The organism is Mycobacterium neumannii (assembly GCF_002245615.1).
In the GTDB taxonomy this organism is placed as follows: domain Bacteria; phylum Actinomycetota; class Actinomycetes; order Mycobacteriales; family Mycobacteriaceae; genus Mycobacterium; species Mycobacterium neumannii_A.
Genome location: NZ_NKCO01000005.1, coordinates 1 through 16,155, shown reverse-complemented (window position 1 = coordinate 16,155; position 16,155 = coordinate 1). Strand labels below are relative to the sequence as shown.

Annotated in this window: 15 protein-coding genes; 6 read left to right on the top strand and 9 right to left on the bottom strand. The window is 67.4% G+C overall.

Translation table 11 applies throughout. The features are described from left to right. Positions 1-26: 26 nt before the first annotated feature. From CEX88_RS08235 to glf, 3 genes are read right to left on the bottom strand one after another with little or no spacing between them, the layout of a single operon-like run. Positions 27-599 carry a phosphatase PAP2 family protein gene (locus tag CEX88_RS08235; protein WP_082699026.1) on the bottom strand — a complete coding sequence of 191 codons (573 nt, stop codon included), beginning with the start codon at positions 597-599 and terminating at the stop codon, positions 27-29. Beyond that, a complete protein-coding gene (locus CEX88_RS08230; RefSeq protein ID WP_094293136.1) occupies positions 592-2,529 on the bottom strand; it encodes a glycosyltransferase in 1,938 nt (645 codons plus the stop codon). Before CEX88_RS08230 ends, CEX88_RS08235 begins: the two co-directional genes overlap by 8 nt. Then, entirely contained in the window at positions 2,526-3,764 is a 1,239-nt protein-coding gene (glf, locus tag CEX88_RS08225) for a UDP-galactopyranose mutase (protein WP_066846661.1), read from the bottom strand. Before glf ends, CEX88_RS08230 begins: the two co-directional genes overlap by 4 nt. A gap of 232 nt (positions 3,765-3,996) precedes the next feature. On the opposite strand from glf, the gene CEX88_RS08220 reads away from it, so the two are divergent. Together CEX88_RS08220 and CEX88_RS08215 are read left to right on the top strand one after the other, a co-directional pair. Then, a complete protein-coding gene (locus CEX88_RS08220) occupies positions 3,997-4,896 on the top strand; it encodes a hypothetical protein (protein WP_066846658.1) in 900 nt (299 codons plus the stop codon). A 191-nt stretch (positions 4,897-5,087) separates the two neighbouring features. Beyond that, the gene (locus tag CEX88_RS08215; RefSeq protein ID WP_420799206.1) at positions 5,088-6,647 is read left to right on the top strand and encodes an N-acetylmuramoyl-L-alanine amidase; all 1,560 of its coding nucleotides are present in this window, start codon (positions 5,088-5,090) and stop codon (positions 6,645-6,647) included. 3 nt (positions 6,648-6,650) lie between these two features. On the opposite strand, the gene CEX88_RS08210 is transcribed toward CEX88_RS08215, so the two are convergent. From CEX88_RS08210 to CEX88_RS08200, 3 genes are read right to left on the bottom strand one after another with little or no spacing between them, the layout of a single operon-like run. Then, complete coding sequence (locus CEX88_RS08210; protein WP_094293134.1) at positions 6,651-7,466, bottom strand: HAD family hydrolase; 816 nt, start codon at positions 7,464-7,466, stop codon at positions 6,651-6,653. Between the two features lie 43 nt (positions 7,467-7,509). Then, positions 7,510-8,271: a lysophospholipid acyltransferase family protein gene (locus CEX88_RS08205; RefSeq protein WP_094293133.1), complete on the bottom strand. Its 762-nt coding sequence runs from the start codon at positions 8,269-8,271 to the stop codon at positions 7,510-7,512. 5 nt (positions 8,272-8,276) lie between these two features. Further along, positions 8,277-9,053, bottom strand: coding sequence for a lysophospholipid acyltransferase family protein (locus CEX88_RS08200; protein ID WP_094293132.1), 777 nt, complete (start codon positions 9,051-9,053; stop codon positions 8,277-8,279). Between the two features lie 18 nt (positions 9,054-9,071). Here CEX88_RS08200 and CEX88_RS08195 point away from each other — a divergent pair, with 18 nt between their 5' ends. Genes CEX88_RS08195 through CEX88_RS08185 form a run of 3 tightly spaced genes read left to right on the top strand, consistent with a single transcriptional unit; the run spans position 9,072 to position 11,685 of the window. After that, complete coding sequence (locus tag CEX88_RS08195; RefSeq protein ID WP_094293131.1) at positions 9,072-9,767, top strand: phosphotransferase; 696 nt, start codon at positions 9,072-9,074, stop codon at positions 9,765-9,767. A 38-nt stretch (positions 9,768-9,805) separates the two neighbouring features. Beyond that, entirely contained in the window at positions 9,806-11,356 is a 1,551-nt protein-coding gene (locus tag CEX88_RS08190) for an MBL fold metallo-hydrolase (protein WP_094293130.1), read from the top strand. Continuing rightward, positions 11,353-11,685: a hypothetical protein gene (locus CEX88_RS08185; RefSeq protein WP_094293129.1), complete on the top strand. Its 333-nt coding sequence runs from the start codon at positions 11,353-11,355 to the stop codon at positions 11,683-11,685. Before CEX88_RS08190 ends, CEX88_RS08185 begins: the two co-directional genes overlap by 4 nt. Here CEX88_RS08185 and CEX88_RS08180 read toward each other — a convergent pair. From CEX88_RS08180 to serS, 3 genes are all read right to left on the bottom strand, one after another. Further along, positions 11,682-12,245, bottom strand: a complete 564-nt coding sequence (locus tag CEX88_RS08180) for a hypothetical protein (RefSeq protein WP_094293128.1) — start codon at positions 12,243-12,245, stop codon at positions 11,682-11,684. The genes CEX88_RS08185 and CEX88_RS08180 overlap by 4 nt on opposite strands. Before the next feature lie 11 nt (positions 12,246-12,256). Then, the gene (locus tag CEX88_RS08175) at positions 12,257-13,405 is read right to left on the bottom strand and encodes a zinc-dependent alcohol dehydrogenase (RefSeq protein WP_066846637.1); all 1,149 of its coding nucleotides are present in this window, start codon (positions 13,403-13,405) and stop codon (positions 12,257-12,259) included. A gap of 84 nt (positions 13,406-13,489) precedes the next feature. After that, positions 13,490-14,749, bottom strand: coding sequence for a serine--tRNA ligase (gene serS / locus CEX88_RS08170; RefSeq protein ID WP_094293127.1), 1,260 nt, complete (start codon positions 14,747-14,749; stop codon positions 13,490-13,492). 93 nt (positions 14,750-14,842) lie between these two features. Between serS and CEX88_RS08165 the strand changes: the two genes are divergently transcribed. Continuing rightward, on the top strand, positions 14,843-16,155 hold a 1,313-nt coding region (locus CEX88_RS08165), incomplete at its 3' end, for a septum formation family protein (RefSeq protein ID WP_099459212.1).

Genomic DNA, 16,155 nt, shown 5'->3' with positions numbered 1-16,155 from the left:
CTCTGCGCTGCTGTCACTGGAGATGCTCATGCGTTCCCTTCGGCGCGGTCGGCCACCGTGCCGACGGCCTTCGCGACGACTGCCCCGACCGCGACGCCGGTGAGGACGTCGCTGGGGTAATGCACGCCGAGCACCAACCGCGACAACGCCATCGGCGGCACCAGCAGCGCAGGCAGCGGCAACCCGGTGACCCTGGCCATCAGCACCGACGCCGCCGTGGTCGACGTCGCGTGCGCGGACGGGAAGCTCAGCCGGCTCGGCGTGCCGACATTGACCGAGATCGCGGGATGGTGCGGCCGTTCCCGGCGGACCACCCGCTTGATCAACACCGCTGCGGCGTGTGCGGCGAACGCACCTGCGCCCACGGCCAACCAGTCCCGCCGACGGTCGGCCTGAAAGAGCGCCCCCAACAGGGCGATTGCCAACCAGCCGAGGCTGTGCTCGCCGAAATGGGACAACGCGCGCGCCGCCGAAAGGACCGCGGGGCGGTCACCGAGCGCGGACTGCACCGCGACCAGAGCGGCCTCCTCGCCGCGCTGGTCCCGCGGGCGAAGAGCTGCGTCCCCGACCGCAGGGCTCAGGAGGGAGCTCTCATCCATGTGCAGACGACTCCAAAAGGACCGTCTCCCACTTCTGCTTGCTCGTCAGAGTCGGCAACGCCTCGCGGTAGACCTTGCGCATCCGGTTGAACTTGCGTGCGAGGCGCGCCTGGCGCTTGAGCGATTCGCGCAGCAGCTCGAACATCTTCTCGCGGTCGCGCTGGCGGTACACGACACCGCGGCCGTCGGCCGTTGTCACGGTGACGCCGTCCACCCGGCACAGCGAGAACCACCGGGCGTCCTGGGTGGCGACGTTGATCTGGGGCCGCCGATGGTGTTCGGGGTCATGCGGCCGCAGCTGGTGAATCACGCCGCGCGACAACCGCGTCGAGATGGCCACCGCGTTGGTGGGGATCCGCGCCTTCTTGCGCCAGCGCTTGTCCGACGGCGTCGGCAGCTCGGCCGCGCTCGGAAGCACCACCGCGTCCGGGTACTGCTGGCGCATCTTGCGCACCTCGGGCAGCGCCGACTCCAGGATCGAGAACAGGTGCTCGGGCCCGGCCAGGAAATCGTCCATCGCCTTGTTCTGAATCGCGACCGTCGAATACTCAAGGCACAGAAGGTGTTTGAGTGTCGCCTTCAGATGGCTGGCGATCAGACCGCTGACGTTGCCGTCCCAGTGCAGCGCGGCGACGACCAACCGGTTGCGCAAGTGGAAGTACGCCTGCCAGTCGATCGCGTCGTCTTTGTCGCTCCACGCCATGTGCCATATCGCGGCGCCGGGAAGCGTGACGGTCGGATAACCGTGCTCACCGGCGCGCAGGCCGTAGTCGGCGTCGTCCCACTTGATGAACAGCGGCAACGGCTGGCCGAGCTCCTCGGCGACCTGACGCGGGATCATGCACATCCACCAGCCGTTGTAGTCGACGTCGATGCGGCGGTGCAGCAACCTGCTACGCGCTGAATCCTCGTCCGCCAGAGCGTGCTTGGCGAAATTGTGGTCGTACTCGGTGTTGACCGCGTTGGTCCACATGAAGTTCTCGGAGTCGACCATCTCCCCCATGACGTGCAGGTGCGAGGGCTCCTGGAGGTTGAGCATCTGGCCGCCGACCAGTGTCGGCGTCTTCGCGAACCGGTTCATCGCCAACGCCCGCAGGATCGAGTCGGGCTCGACGCGGATATCGTCGTCCATGAACAGGATTTGTTCGCAGTCGGTGTTCTTCAGCGCCTCGTACATCACCCTGCTGTACCCGCCGGAGCCCCCGAGGTTCGGCTGGTTGTGAATGGTCAACCGGTTCCCGAGGGCGGCCGCCGCCTCGCCGAAGTTCGGATGGTCCTTCGCCTTGTTGGTCCCCTGATCGGAGACGATGACGGCGCTGATCACCTCGTCCACCAACGGATCGGACGTCAGCGCCGCCAACGCGTTGACGCAGTCCGCGGGACGGTTGAAGGTGGGGATGCCGATGGCGATGTTGGCCCGGCTCGGTGCCGGGACCGGCGCGTACCAACCGGCGTGGTGCAGCGTCGAGGCTGCATCGGTGGCGATGTCGAACCAGATCCAGCCACCGTCCTCGAACGGGCCCAGCTCGACCTCGAACTCGACGTGGGCGGGTTCACCGTCGCGCTCGCTGACGATCGGGGCGCCACCGACGGTGATCCGCGCGCCGGTGGCCTTCGACCGGTAGACGTCGACACGCGCGCTGCCGGTCAACTCGACCCGCAGCACCACCGACTGCAGGATCGACCAACGCCGCCAGTAGCTGGCCGGGAACGCGTTGAAGTAGGTCGCGAACGACACCTGCGATTCGGTGCCGATCTCGAGTTCGGTGCGCGACGGCGCGTGTGCGCGCTTGGCGTTGGTTTCCGCTTCCTCGATGTAGAGCTTGCGGACGTCATGCGGTTCGCCTGGACGCGGCAGAATGACGCGGGCCAGCAGGCTGACCGCCTTCGATTCCACGGATTCCAGTGCGCCGGAGGGAATCTCGCTCATGCGCTACTGCTTTCTGGGCCTGGTTCGGTCAGTGGTGCACCGTCACGCAGGTGCGGTGCGAGTGTGTTGTCGTACATGCTCAACGCGCTGGCGATGGCCATGTGCATGTCCAGGTACTGGTAGGTCCCCAGCCTGCCCCCGAACAACACCTTGGCAGAAGCGGTTTCGGCCTTCGCTCGGGCCCGGTAAGCGGCCAGCAACGCGCGGTCGGCTTCGGTGTTGATCGGATAGTAGGGCTCGTCGTCGTTGTCGGCGAACCGGGAGAACTCGCGCATGATGACCGTCTTGTCGGTCGGATACGTGCGCTCGGGGTGGAAGTGCCGGAACTCGTGGATCCGGGTGTAGGGCACATCGAGGTCGTTGTAGTTCATCACCGGCGTGCCCTGGAAGTCCCCGGTGTCGAGCACCTCCATCTCGAAGTCGAGGGTTCGCCACCCCAGCCGCCCCTCGACATAGTCGAAGTACCGGTCGAGCGGACCGGTGTATACGACCGGCGCATCGGGGTTCTCGGCGCGCAGTTGGTCGCGGACATCGAACCAGTCGGTGTCCAACCGGACCTCGATGCGGTCGTCGGCGGCCATGTTCTCCAACCACTTGGTGTAGCCGTCGGCGGGCAGCCCCTCGTAGGTGTCGTTGAAGTAGCGGTTGTCGAACGTGTAGCGCACCGGAAGCCGGGTGATGTTGGCCGCGGGCAGGTCCTTGGGATCGGTCTGCCACTGTTTGGCCGTATAGCCCTTGACGAACGCCTCGTAGAGCGGGCGCCCGATCAGCGAGATGGCCTTCTCTTCGAGGTTCTGCGCGTCCTCGGTCTTGATCTCGGCGGCCTGCTCCCTGATCAGTTGTCGCGCCTCATCGGGGGTGAAGTACTTGCCGAAGAACTGCGACACCAGCCCCAGCCCCATCGGGAACTGATAGGCCTGCCCGCCATGCATCGCGTACACCCGGTGCTGGTATCCGGTGAACTCGGTGAACTGACGCACGTAGTCCCAGACCCGCTTGTTGGAGGTGTGGAACAGGTGCGCGCCGTACTTGTGCACCTCGATACCGGTCTGCGGCTCGGCCTCCGAGTAGGCGTTACCGCCGATGTGCGGGCGGCGCTCGATGACCAGCACCCGCTTGTCCAGCTGTGTTGCCACGCGCTCGGCAATCGTCAGGCCGAAGAATCCGGAGCCGACGACAAAGAGGTCAAAACGGGCTCCGGAGAGCGGAGCGACCGGAGAAACAGGCGTGGTCATCGGCAGCAAGGGTATCCGACCGCGAGCGCACCGCCCGAATCCGACAGGAGCCGAATATTGCGATCGGCTCACGATTACATATCGTCACTTTCGCCTCAGAAGTCACATCAGTACCGTCGATCACGTCGGTTTCGACTACCGGCAGTGCACGACCTGGGCTGTTCACCTGAATCGCCTAGCCGAACCACAAGCGACCACTAATAGTCGTAGCCCATGTATTGAGGAGACTTCCGTGCCGAACCGACGTCGACGCAGGCTGTCGACAGCCACGAGCGCAGTCCTGGCCCTGGCAGTCGCGAGTCCCGCAGCAGTAGTCGCCGTGACCGAGCTGACGGAGGCCACCAAGCCGGCCCCCCAGCACCGCGAATTCGTCCAGGCGGCGACGATCACGGATCTTCCGAACGAGCTGATGTCCGCCCTGACCCAGGGCCTCTCGCAGTTCGGCATCAACCTTCCGCCTATGCCGACCGGCGTCCTGACCGGAACGGGCGCGAGCTCGCCCACCACGCTGACCTCTCCGGGCCTGACCACGCCGGCGCTCACCACGCCCGAGCTGACGTCGCCCAGCCTGACCGCGCCCGGGCTCACCACACCCGGCCTGACGGCTCCCAGCCTGACGGCCCCGAGCGCGACGGTTCCCGGCGTGACCGCGACCGCTCCCTCACTGACCGATCCGGCTCTGACCAACCCCGCGCTGACCAGCCCTGCGCTGACCAGCCCGACCGGTGACACCGGCCTGACCACGCCGGGGCTGACCACGCCGGGACTGTCGACGCCGCCGGCGCTGACCGACCCTGCCCTGGGCGCCACGCCAATCTCGTCGGCCACCGGGCTGCCCGCTCCGAGCGAGGTGCCGATCGCGGCACCGATCGGGCTCGACCCGGCCGCAGGCACCTATCCGATCCTCGGAGACCCCTCCCTGGCGACGATGCCCGCGGCGACCGGCACCTCGGGTAGCGGCGGCATCATCGGCGAGTTGTCCAGCATGGCCGATCAACTCGGTGCGGGGCAGGCGATCGACCTGCTCAAGGGCATGGTGATGCCGGCGATCATGTCGGCGGCCAAGCCGCCCGGCGCGCCGGCGGTGCCCCCGGTCCCGGCCCCCGTGCCGGCACCCGCACCCGGCGCCTGAGACCTGTCACCAGACGGCACCGCAGAAGCCGCTTCGGCTCTGCGGTGCCGGTGCCGGTCTGGCGTCGATTAGTTCTGCTCCGAACCGTGTCGCACCACTAGCATCACCTGGCACATACGTAACATCAGTCCGTGCCGACTCGCCGTCCCACGCCGTCACTGCTGTTCACCGCGCTTGCGGCGACGGTCGTGATGTTGCCGATGGCGTTGTTCGGATTGCCCGGCGACGGTGACGACGACGCAATCGCCGAGACGCTGCACCTGGCGCAGCGACCGCTGACGGGGCTGGGCGGCGGGGAGACGATCCGCGAGATCCACCAGGACACGCCATTCTCGTTGGTGGCGCTGACCGCTGAGGACTTCACCGGCACCACCGCACGGGTGCGCGCCAGGAAGGCCGACGGCAGCTGGGGGCCCTGGTACGAAGCGGAACCCCTCGAAGGTGTCGGCCCGGACACTCCGTCGGCGGGACCGGCAGGCACCGAACCCGTGTTCGTGGGCCGCACCACCACGGTGCAGATCGCAGTGACCCGTCCGCCCGACGCACCCAAGATTCCGGAAGCGGCGCCCCAGTCCGCCCAGGAACTGGGCTACGTCCCGGCCAACACCGAACATTCCTTCGGGCAGAACCTCAACGCGGTGCTGATCAGCCCGCCGGAGGCGCCGCCGGTCGACACGCTGCCTCCGCCGTCGGCGGTGAGCGCGCCCGGAGTGCCGCCCAACATCATCAACCGCGCGCAGTGGGGCGCCGACGAATCCATGCGGTGCGGAGACCCCCGGTTGGACTCCGGAGTTCGGGCGGGGGTGGTGCACCACACCGCAGGCAGCAACGAGTACGCCCCGCAGGACTCGGCAGGCATCATCCGATCGATCTACGAGTACCACACCCGCACACTGGGCTGGTGCGACATTGCCTACAACGCACTGGTCGACAAGTTCGGACAGGTCTTCGAGGGGCGCGCGGGCGGTATCACCAGACCCGTCGAGGGCGCCCACACCGGCGGGTTCAACCACGACACCTGGGGTGTCGCGATGATGGGCAACTTCGAAGTGGTGCCACCGACGCCGATTCAGCTGCGCACCACGGCCCGGCTACTGGGATGGCGGCTCGGCCTCGACCACGTCGACCCCCGCGGCGCGGTGGTGCTGGCCTCAGGCGGCGGGTCGTTCTCGAAGTTCCCGACCGGGGCGACACCGCGGCTGCCCGCGATCTTCACCCACCGCGACGTCGGCGCAACGGAGTGCCCCGGTAACGCGGCATACGCGCTGATGGACCACATCCGCGACATCGCCGCGCGCTTCAACCAACCGCCGGGACCCGACGACCTGGCCGAATCACTGCGCGGAGGCGCGATATTCGCGAAGTGGGAAGCGATGGGGGGGATGAAGAGCCCGCTGGGCAGGCCGACGTCGCTGGAGGCCTCGGGCCAGGATGGCGCCCGTTACGTGACGTTCGAACGCGGCGCGATCTACTGGTCACCGGTGAGCGGCGCCGAACCGGTCACCGGTGAGATCTACAAAGCTTGGGGGACACTGGGTTTCGAACGCGGTGCGCTCGGACTGCCCACCAGCGGCGAGATCCAGGAGCCGCTGTGGATCGTGCAGAACTTCCAGCACGGCACACTGAACTTCGACCGCGAGAAGGGCACGGTGACACGCGTTTTCGACGGTATCCCCGTGGAACTGCCGAAGCCTGACTTCGACACCCCGCCCGTGCAACTCGAGCGATTCACCCCGCCGATCAGCACCTGAGGCCTACGCCCACCACCGCTCGAGCACACGCGCGACGCCGTCGTCGTTGTTGGTCGAGGTGACCTCGTCGGCCGCGGCCAGCGCGGCCGGATGGGCGTGCCCCATGGCGACCCCCAGGCCGGCCCATTGCAGCATCGGCACGTCGTTGGGCATGTCGCCGAATGTGACGATCTCATCGGCGGTGATGCCCAGCGGTTCGGCCACCTCGGCGACCCCGGTGGCCTTGCTGATGCCGGCCGGCATGATCTCGATCAGGCCGTTGTTGGTCGAGTACGTGATATCGGCAATGTGCCCTACGTGATCGGCGAGCTCGGCCGCCATGTCCGAGCTGCGCGCGCCCGCCTTCCTGACGAGCAGTTTGATCGCGGGTGCGCTGAGCAGGTCTTCGAACGACACCTCGGTGTTGTCCGGATTGAGCCATGCGTGTTCGTACCCGGGTGAGCTGACGAATTGCGGGGTCGCGGCGTCGTGGGCGCTGTTGCCCACCCGCTCGACGGCCAGGCCCGCCCGCGGGATCACTTTGGTCGCGATGTCGGCGAGCTCACCGAGCACGTCGGTGGTCAGCGTGCGCGCGGACACGATGCGGTCGGTGGCCGGGTCGTAGAGCACAGCACCGTTGGCGCACACCGCCATCGGGGCGAAACCCAACGCGTCGACGACCGGTTGCACCCACCGCGGCGGCCGTCCCGTGGCGATCAGGAACTCGGTGCCCGACTCCACCGCGGCGGTGACCGCTGCCCTGGTGCGCGTCGAGACCTTTTCGTCGTCGTCGAGCAGCGTCCCGTCGACGTCGGAGGCGATCAGCAAGGGCCGGTTCATAGCCGGGACCGCCGCGGGAATCCGCGTTCGCCGGTGTCCGGGCTCACCGATGACTCTTGGCTTCGCGCAGGGCACGCTTGCGGGCACGCTCGGCCAGTTCGGCCTCATCGAGAGCCTTCGCCTCGTCCAGGGTGGGTGCGGAGCCGCCGAGTCGGCGCGGCACCCAGTACGCCCCTTCCGGGTGCGGATAGTCGCGCTGCGCCTCGTGCAACATTTCGGTCATCGCCGAACGCAATTCCTGCAATGTCTGCTCCATCGTCTCGCCGGCCCGTAGGGGGTTACCCACCTGCACCGTGATCGGAATCCTGTTGCGCCGCAGACGACGGGGATGGTCCTTGGTCCACAGCCGCTGCGAACCCCAGACGATGAGCGGAACGATCGGCACATCGGCGTCGAGGGCCATGCGGGCCGCGCCGGTCTTGAAGTCCTTGAGCTCGAAGCTTCGGCTGATGGTGGCCTCCGGGTAGACGCCGACGAGCTCACCGGCGCGCAGGCGTTCCACCGCGACGGCGTAGGCGCCCGCACCGGCGCGGCGATCCACCGGAATCGTGCCGGTGCGGCGGATCAGGAAGTTGACCACCTTCACGTCCTGCATCTCTTCTTTGATCATGAACCGCAGGCGCCGCTTGCGATAGTGCACCGCAAGCGCGGCGGGCAACCAGTCGACGTAGCTCGTGTGGTTGATCGCGATCACCGCACCGCCGCTGGCGGGGATGTTCTCCAAGCCCCGGTAGCTGATCTTGTAGCCATTGATCCTGACCGCCGCCTTGACCAGAACCTCGAGCGTGTAGAAGACCGGCTCCATGGCGGCTACCCGGTTGCTCCGCTGGGGTCGGGACGCTGGGCACGCCTGGCGGCCTTCTCTGCGGCCTCCTCCGCGTCCATCAGGTCGGCCTCGGCGAGCGTCGGCGCACCCCCGCCCAACCGGTGCGGCACCCAGAACTCGCCGGCGGGGTGCGGGCCGTAGCCGTCTTGGACTTGCTCGAGCAGGTGCTGCATCCGGGAGTGCAGCAGGGCCGTCAGGTCCGCCGCGGGCAACGTCGGCTCGATCGGTTCGCCGACGGCCACGGTGATAGGCACCTTGGGGCGCCACATCTTCTTCGGGTGGCCCTTGGTCCAGATGCGCTGCGCACCCCACACGATGTGCGGAACGATCGGCACGCCCGCCGCGATCGCCATGCGCGCGGCGCCGGACTTGAACTGCTTGATCTCGAAGCTGCGGCTGATCGTGGCCTCGGGATAGACGCCGACGAACTCGCCCTCCTTGAGCCTCTGACAGGCCTGCTCGAACGACTCGGCGCCGCTGTCACGGTCCACCTCGATATGGCGCAGACTGCGCATGACCGGGCCCGAGATCTTGTGGTCGAAGACCTCTTTCTTCGCCATGAACCGCACCTTGCGCCCCATGCCCTGCCGGTAGGCGGGCAGCCCCGCAAAGGTGAAGTCGAAGTAGCTCGTGTGGTTGATGGCGATGACCGCGCCGCCGGTTCTCGGCAGTTTCTCCACACCGGTGACGGTGAATTTGAGTCCCTGCACGCGCCAGATCAGCCGCGCCAGCTGAATGACGGTGCCGTATACGGGTTCCACATCAGGCAGCCTAGTCGCGTGACCTTGCCGACCGAACCCGTGCCGACACCGGGCGTCGTCACCCGGATCGCGGCCGGACGGCCGGTGCGCGCCGTGTGGCGCAACGAGCTGGGTGGGGTGACGTTCGAGGTCACCGGTGGTGAATTTGTGAAGGTGTACCCACCGGGTGCCGCGCACCTGTTGGCCGCCGAGGTGCCGCGGCTGCGCTGGGCGCGGCGCTACACACCGGTTCCGGAGGTTCTGGCGGCCGGTCCGGGGTGGTTACACACCGCGCGACTGCCCGGGTATTCGGCGGTCGATCCGCGCTGGGCCGACCGTCCGGATATCGCGGCACGTGCGATCGGTACCGGGCTGCGCCGGCTGCACGACGCGCTGCCCGTCGCCGACTGTCCGTTCGCCCGCCCGTCCTGGGTGCCCGCCGGCGCCCCGCCGGCCGACCGCCTGGTGGTCTGCCACGGCGACGCCTGCTCACCGAATACGCTGCTCGATGACGAAGGTGCGTTCAGCGGGCACGTCGACCTCGGCGATCTCGGCGTCGCCGACCGGTGGGCCGATCTGGGCATCGCGACCATGTCGCTGGACTGGAACTTCCCGACCGAAGGCCCGGGCGGTTTCCAGGAGCTCCTTCTCGACGCGTACGGCGTTGCCGCCGACGTGGACCGTGTCGCCTACTACCGCCGCGCGTGGGATGGGGACGAGCCTGCGGCGGGCTAGACTCGCGGCAGACATCCACATTCGCAGGAAGGGTATTTGTGCAGGTCACCAGCATCGGCCACGCGGGTTTCCGCATCGACACAGCGGCCGGGAGCATCCTGTGTGACCCCTGGGTGAACCCTGCCTACTTCGCGTCGTGGTTCCCGTTCCCCGACAACAGCGACCTGAACTGGGAAGCGCTCGGCGACTGCGACTACCTGTACGTCTCGCACCTGCACCGCGACCACTTCGACCCCAAACTACTGCGCGAGCACGTCAACAAGGACGCCGTCGTGCTGCTGCCGGACTATCCGGTGCCCGACCTGCGGCGCGAACTCGAGAAGCTCGGCTTTCACCGGTTCTTCGAGACCGTCGACTCGGTGCGCCACACCGTGTCCGGCCCCAAGGGCGACCTCGCTGTGATGATCATCGCGCTGCGAGCCCCCGCCGACGGCCCGATCGGCGACTCGGGACTCGTCGTCGACGACGGTCAAACCGTGGCGTTCAACATGAACGACGCACGCCCGGTCGACCTCGACGTCGTGCACGCCGACTTCGGCCACGTCGACGTGCACATGCTCCAGTACTCCGGCGCCATCTGGTACCCGATGGTCTACGACATGCCCGTGCGCGCCAAGGAGGCGTTCGGCATCCAGAAGCGCCAGCGCCAGATGGACCGCTGCCGCCAGTACATCGCACAGGTCGGCGCCACCTGGGTCATCCCGTCGGCAGGCCCGCCGTGCTTCCTCGATCCGGACCTGCGCGACCTCAACGACGACCACGACGACCCGGCCAACATCTTCCCCGACCAGATGGTTTTTCTGGAGCAGATGCGCACACACGGCCATGACGGCGGGCTGTTGCTGATTCCGGGTTCGACGGCCACTTTCACCGGCTCGCAACTGGATTCACTGAACCACCCGCTGCCCGACGACGAGGTGGAGTCGATCTTCACCACCGGCAAGGCCGACTACATCGCCGACTACGCCGAGCGGATGGCGCCGGTGCTGGCCGCGGAGAAGGCGAGCTGGGCCGACGCGGCGGGCGAGTCGCTACTGGAGCCGCTACGCACCGCTTTCGAGCCGATCATGATCCAGAGTGATCAGATCTGCGACGGTATCGGCTACCCCGTCGAGTTGCGGCTCGGGTCCGAGACCGTGGTCGTCGACTTTCCGAAACGCGTTGTTCGTGAACCGATCTCTGCAGAGAAGTTCCGTTACGGCTTTGCGATCCCGCCGGAGTTGGTGCGCACCGTGCTGCGCGACAACGAACCCGACTGGGTCAACACCATCTTCCTGTCCACTCGATTTCGGGCCTGGCGAGTCGGCGGATACAACGAGTACCTGTACACGTTCTTCAAGTGCCTGACCGACGAGCGGATCGCGTACGCCGACGGCTGGTTCGCCGAGGCACACGACGACTCCGCGTCGATCACGCTGGACGGCTGGGAGATTCAGCGCCGCTGCCCGCACCTGAAGGCCGACCTGTCGAAGTTCGGCGTGGTGGAGGGTTCGACGCTGACCTGCAATCTGCACGGATGGCAGTGGAATCTGCAGAACGGCCGATGCCTGACCACCAAGGGCCACGAGTTGCGGAGCGAGCGAAAGTGAGTGTGCCGCAACAGCTCTACGACGACGGCATGATACAGGTCGACCGAGAGGCGGTCACGCTGCGCCGGTACCACTTCCCCTCTGGCACGTCGAAAGTCATTCCGCTGCCGACCATCCGCGGGTACACCGCCTCACCGCTGGACTGGATACACCGCTACCGGTTCTGGGGCAGCTCGGATCTGCGCCGCTGGCTGCCGCTGGACGTGCGCAGGCCGCTGAAGGCCACGCTGGTCACCCTGGACGTCGACGGCAACCGGTGGCGTCCGGCGTTCACGCCCGAACACCCCGACCAGCTCATCGAGGTCCTCGACGAGCTGCTGCAGCCTTAGCGCCGGTTGCGGCGCAACCGGCGCACCGCGAGCAGCCCGACCCCCGCGGTCGCCACCCATGGGCCACCGACGATCAGCGGGTCGAGCCACATGTGATTGACGTCCGCACGTTTACTTTTCGCGCGCGCGGCCAGGCCGTTGTGCGTCAGCTCGGTCTTGACTCCGGTCTGGGTGACGGGGTTGTCCGGGCGAAGGCTGAGCAGCGACTGCACGTGGTGTTCTACGGCGTCGACGCGGTCGGCGAGGATCAGCAGCAGCCAGTGCGCGGCACGGCCCTCGCTGTACGTGCGATACGAGTAGCGCCGGATCGCACCCGAGAGCCCCCTCGGTGGCGTCGACGTACCGAAAACCGGTGTCAGGAACTTGTGTTCGATGGACCTCTCCCGAGGCCACTTCTCGGGTTGGCGGTCGGGGAAGTCCCAGTGCGCACCGGTCTCGACCGCCTTCAGCTTGGGCACCGAGGGCCGGTCGGCCGGGTCGAGGTCGGCGCCCCACCCCGGGATGCGGGCACGCAGGTCTTCGGACGTCGGAACGGGCGGACGGTCGGCGGTGTAGGTCATGATGATTCCCCTCAGGCGGCGTTCGCCACGATGATCGGTTTGATGCAGTCGTCGAGCTTGGCGGAGAAGATGTGATACCCCTCGGCGATGTGCTCGAGCGGAATGCGGTGGGTGACAATGTCATTGGGTTTGAGATAGCCGTTCTGGATATGCGAGAACAGCCTGGGCCACTGGCGTTTGACGGGGCACTGGTTCATCCGCAGCGTCAGTCCCTTGTTCAACGCGTCGCCGAACTTGACCGCGGAGAAGATCGGTCCGTAGGCGCCCATCACCGAAATCGTGCCGCCTTTGCGCACCGCGTCGATCGCCCAGTTCAGCGCGACGGGCGAACCGCCCTGCATTTTGAGCTTGGCGCCCGTGACGTGCTGCAGCAGGTTGCCGTCGGCCTCGGCGCCCACGGCATCGATCGCCACGTCGGCGCCGAGATAACCGGTGGTCTTCTTCATCTCCACGACGATGTCGTCGTATTCGGCGAAGTTGAGGGTTTCGGCATGGGCGAACGTGCGAGCCTTCTCCAACCGGTACTCGAGGTGGTCGATGACGATCACCCGGCCCGCGCCCATCAGCCATGCCGATTTCGCGGCGTACAGGCCGACCGGACCCGCACCGAAGACCGCGACGACGTCACCCTCGACGATGTCGCCGAGTTGCGCGCCGAAGTAGCCGGTGGCCAGCGCGTCGGTGCACATCAGCGCGTCCTCGTCGGCCATCCAGTCGGGGATGAGCGCCGGGCCCACATCGGCGAACGGCACCCGGACGAACTCCGCCTGCCCGCCGTCATATCCACCGCACGTGTGCGAGTAGCCGTAGATCCCGCCGACGGCCGTCGCGTTCGGGTTCACGTTGTGGCAGTTGGAGTACAGCCCGCGAGCGCAGAAGTAGCACGAACCGCAGAAGATGTTGAACGGCACCATGACCCGGTCGCCGACCTTGAGGTTGCGCACCGAGGGCCCGACCTGCTCGACCACACCGATGAACTCGTGGCCGAAGGTCATGCCGACCCGGGTGTCGGGCATCATGCCGTGGTACAGGTGCAGGTCCGAACCGCAGATCGCCGCGAGGGTCACCCGCACGATCGCGTCGTTCGGATGCTCGATCGGCGGAATGTCTTTTTCTTCGACCCGTACCTTGTACGGGCCGCGGTAAACCATCGCCTTCACGGCGCCTCCTAGAGTCGGGATGCGAACGCGTCTACCCGTGTCCGGGCGCGCGAAACCACCTCTTCGCCCCGCGAGGCGCTTGTCCTACTTGACCGGCATCAGGACGTCGGTTCCGACATACGGCCTCAGCGCTTGTGGCACCCGGACGCTGCCGTCGGGCTGCTGGTGGTTCTCCAGGATCGCCACCAGCCACCGCGTCGTCGCGAAGGTCCCGTTGAGCGTTGCCGCGGTCTGCGGACGCCCGTTCTCGTCGCGGTAGCGCACCGCCAACCGGCGGGCCTGAAACGTCGTGCAGTTCGACGTCGAGGTCAGCTCCCGGTAGGTCTGTTGCGTGGGAACCCAAGCCTCACAGTCGAATTTGCGCGCCGCCGAGGATCCGAGATCACCGGCGGCGATGTCGATCACGCGGTACGGCACCTCGATATCGGCCAGCATCTGGCGCTGCCAGCCCAGCAGGCGTTCGTGTTCGGCCTCGGCGTCTGCGGGCTTGCAGTAGATGAAGCCCTCGACCTTGTCGAACTGGTGCACGCGGATGATGCCGCGGGTGTCCTTGCCGTGGCTGCCCGCTTCGCGCCGGAAGCACGACGACCAACCCGCATAGCGCAGCGGCCCGTCGGACAGGTCGAGGATCTCGTCGGCGTGGTATCCGGCCAGCGGCACCTCGGAGGTGCCGACCAGATACAGGTCGTCGGACTCGATCCGGTAGACCTCCTCACTGTGCGCGCCGAGGAAACCGGTGCCCGCCATGATCTCCGGGCGCACGAGCACCGGCGGGATCATCAGCGTGAACCCGTTCGCGGTGGCGAGTTTGACGGCCAGTTGGAGCAGGCCCAGCTGCAGCAGGGCGCCGGCCCCGGTGAGGAAGTAGAAGCGTGAACCGGACACCTTCGCGCCGCGCTCGAGGTCGATGAGACCCAACGACTCACCGAGTTCGACGTGATCTTTGGGGTCGTCGATGCGCGGCGGCTCACCGACCGTGTCGAGTACGACGAAGTCGTCCTCGCCGCCCGCGGGCACCCCGTCGATGATCACGTTCGAGAGCGCCATGTGCGCCTCGGTGAACGTCCGCGCGGCGTCGGCCTGCGCGGTCTCGGCGGCCTTGACCTTCTCGGCGAGCTCCTTGGCCTGCTCCAGGAGTGCGGGCCGCTCCTCCGGCGACGCTTTGCCCACCTTCTTGCTCGCGGCCTTCTGCTCGGCGCGCAGATTGTCGGCCGCCGACACCGCGGCCCGGCGCGCGGCGTCGGACTCGAGCAACGCGTCGACGAGGGTCGGATCTTCGCCGCGGGCGCGTTGCGAGGCACGGACCACATCCGGGTTTTCGCGCAGCAACTTGAGGTCGATCACGGGCGCAACCCTACTGGTCGAGCACCCAGGCCAGCACAACCGCATAACTTTACAACTGCATCACTTGTCACAGCACCTGACACGCCTGTCACAATGGAGCAGATGTTGGAGGCACCCGGTCGCCCGTTCGGCGAGCATGAACCCGCCGATCTGCAGCAAGGCGACGCACAGGCGCAGCAGCGGGTGGCGTGGTGGACCAGTTTGCACGCCACGCCGACGCGCCGAGCGCTCGTGTTGACGGCGCTGGGCGGGTTGCTGATCGCGGGCCTCATCACCGCCCTGCCGCAGAACGACGGCGCCAGCGGGCTCACCGCGAGCACGATCTCCCTCGGGCCCCGGGGCAATGCGACGTTCGAACATGCCAAGGCGGGCGACTGCCTCAACTGGCCCGACCGGACACCCGACGCCGCCGAGATAGTCGACTGCAGCCAGGAGCACCGGTTCGAGGTCGCCGAGTCGGTGGATATGCGGACCTTCCCGGGCAGTGAATACGGTCCGGACGCCGCGCCGCCGTCGAGCGCGCGTATCCAGCAGATCAGCCAGGAGCAGTGCTCGACGGCCGTGAAGAACTACCTGGGTCCGCGCTTCGACCCGAACAGCCGCTTCACCGTGAGCATGCTGTGGTCCGGCGACAAGGCCTGGCGCCAGTCCGGCGAGCGCCGCATGCTGTGCGGGCTGCAGTTGCCCGGCCCGAACAACCAGCAGCTGGCGTTCTCCGGCAAGGTCGCCGAGGTCGACCAGTCCAAGGTGTGGCCTGCGGGCACCTGCCTGGGCATCGACCCCACCACCAACCAGCCCACCGACATCCCGGTCGACTGCGCGGCGCCGCATGCGATGGAGGTCACCGGCGCGGTGAACCTCGCCGAGAGGTTCCCCGGCGGACTGCCGCCCGAGCCCGAGCAGGACAGCTTCATCAAGGACGCGTGCACCCGGATGACGGACGCCTACCTGGCGCCCATCGAGCTACGCAGCACCACGCTGACGCTGATCTACAGCACGATCTCGCTGCCGAGCTGGGCGGCGGGCAGTCGTCAGGTGTCCTGCAGCATCGGAGCCACGCTGGGCAACGGTGGCTGGTCGACGTTGCTCAACAGCGCCAAGGGCCCGCTGCTGATCAACGGTCAGCCGCCGGTACCGCCCCCGGACATCCCCGAAGAGCGGCTGAACTTCCCGCCGATCCCGATCACCGACAACGAGCCGGTCAACACCTCTCAGTCCACCAGCGGTCAGTCCTCAAGCAGCAGCAGCGGCTCCAGCAGCGGCAGCAGTGGCAGCTCGAGCGACGACAGCGATCAACAGCCCTCGACGCACGGACCGGCATCGTCGGACGTGCACCAGGGCGACCCACCGGCCAACCCCGAGCCCGCCCCCGGCAACACCTTCCTGGGCGGTGGGCTACCGCCGCC

What these genes read in the sequence shown, in the direction of transcription:
- CEX88_RS08235 (WP_082699026.1), bottom strand. Translation starts at nt 599, where the DNA reads ATGGATGAGAGCTCCCTCCTGAGCCCTGCGGTCGGGGACGCAGCTCTT.
- CEX88_RS08205 (WP_094293133.1), bottom strand. Translation starts at nt 8,271, where the DNA reads ATGGAGCCGGTCTTCTACACGCTCGAGGTTCTGGTCAAGGCGGCGGTC.
- CEX88_RS08230 (WP_094293136.1), bottom strand. Translation starts at nt 2,529, where the DNA reads ATGAGCGAGATTCCCTCCGGCGCACTGGAATCCGTGGAATCGAAGGCG.
- glf (WP_066846661.1), bottom strand. Translation starts at nt 3,764, where the DNA reads ATGACCACGCCTGTTTCTCCGGTCGCTCCGCTCTCCGGAGCCCGTTTT.
- CEX88_RS08215 (WP_420799206.1), top strand. Translation starts at nt 5,088, where the DNA reads ATGTTGCCGATGGCGTTGTTCGGATTGCCCGGCGACGGTGACGACGAC.
- CEX88_RS08210 (WP_094293134.1), bottom strand. Translation starts at nt 7,466, where the DNA reads ATGAACCGGCCCTTGCTGATCGCCTCCGACGTCGACGGGACGCTGCTC.
- CEX88_RS08180 (WP_094293128.1), bottom strand. Translation starts at nt 12,245, where the DNA reads ATGACCTACACCGCCGACCGTCCGCCCGTTCCGACGTCCGAAGACCTG.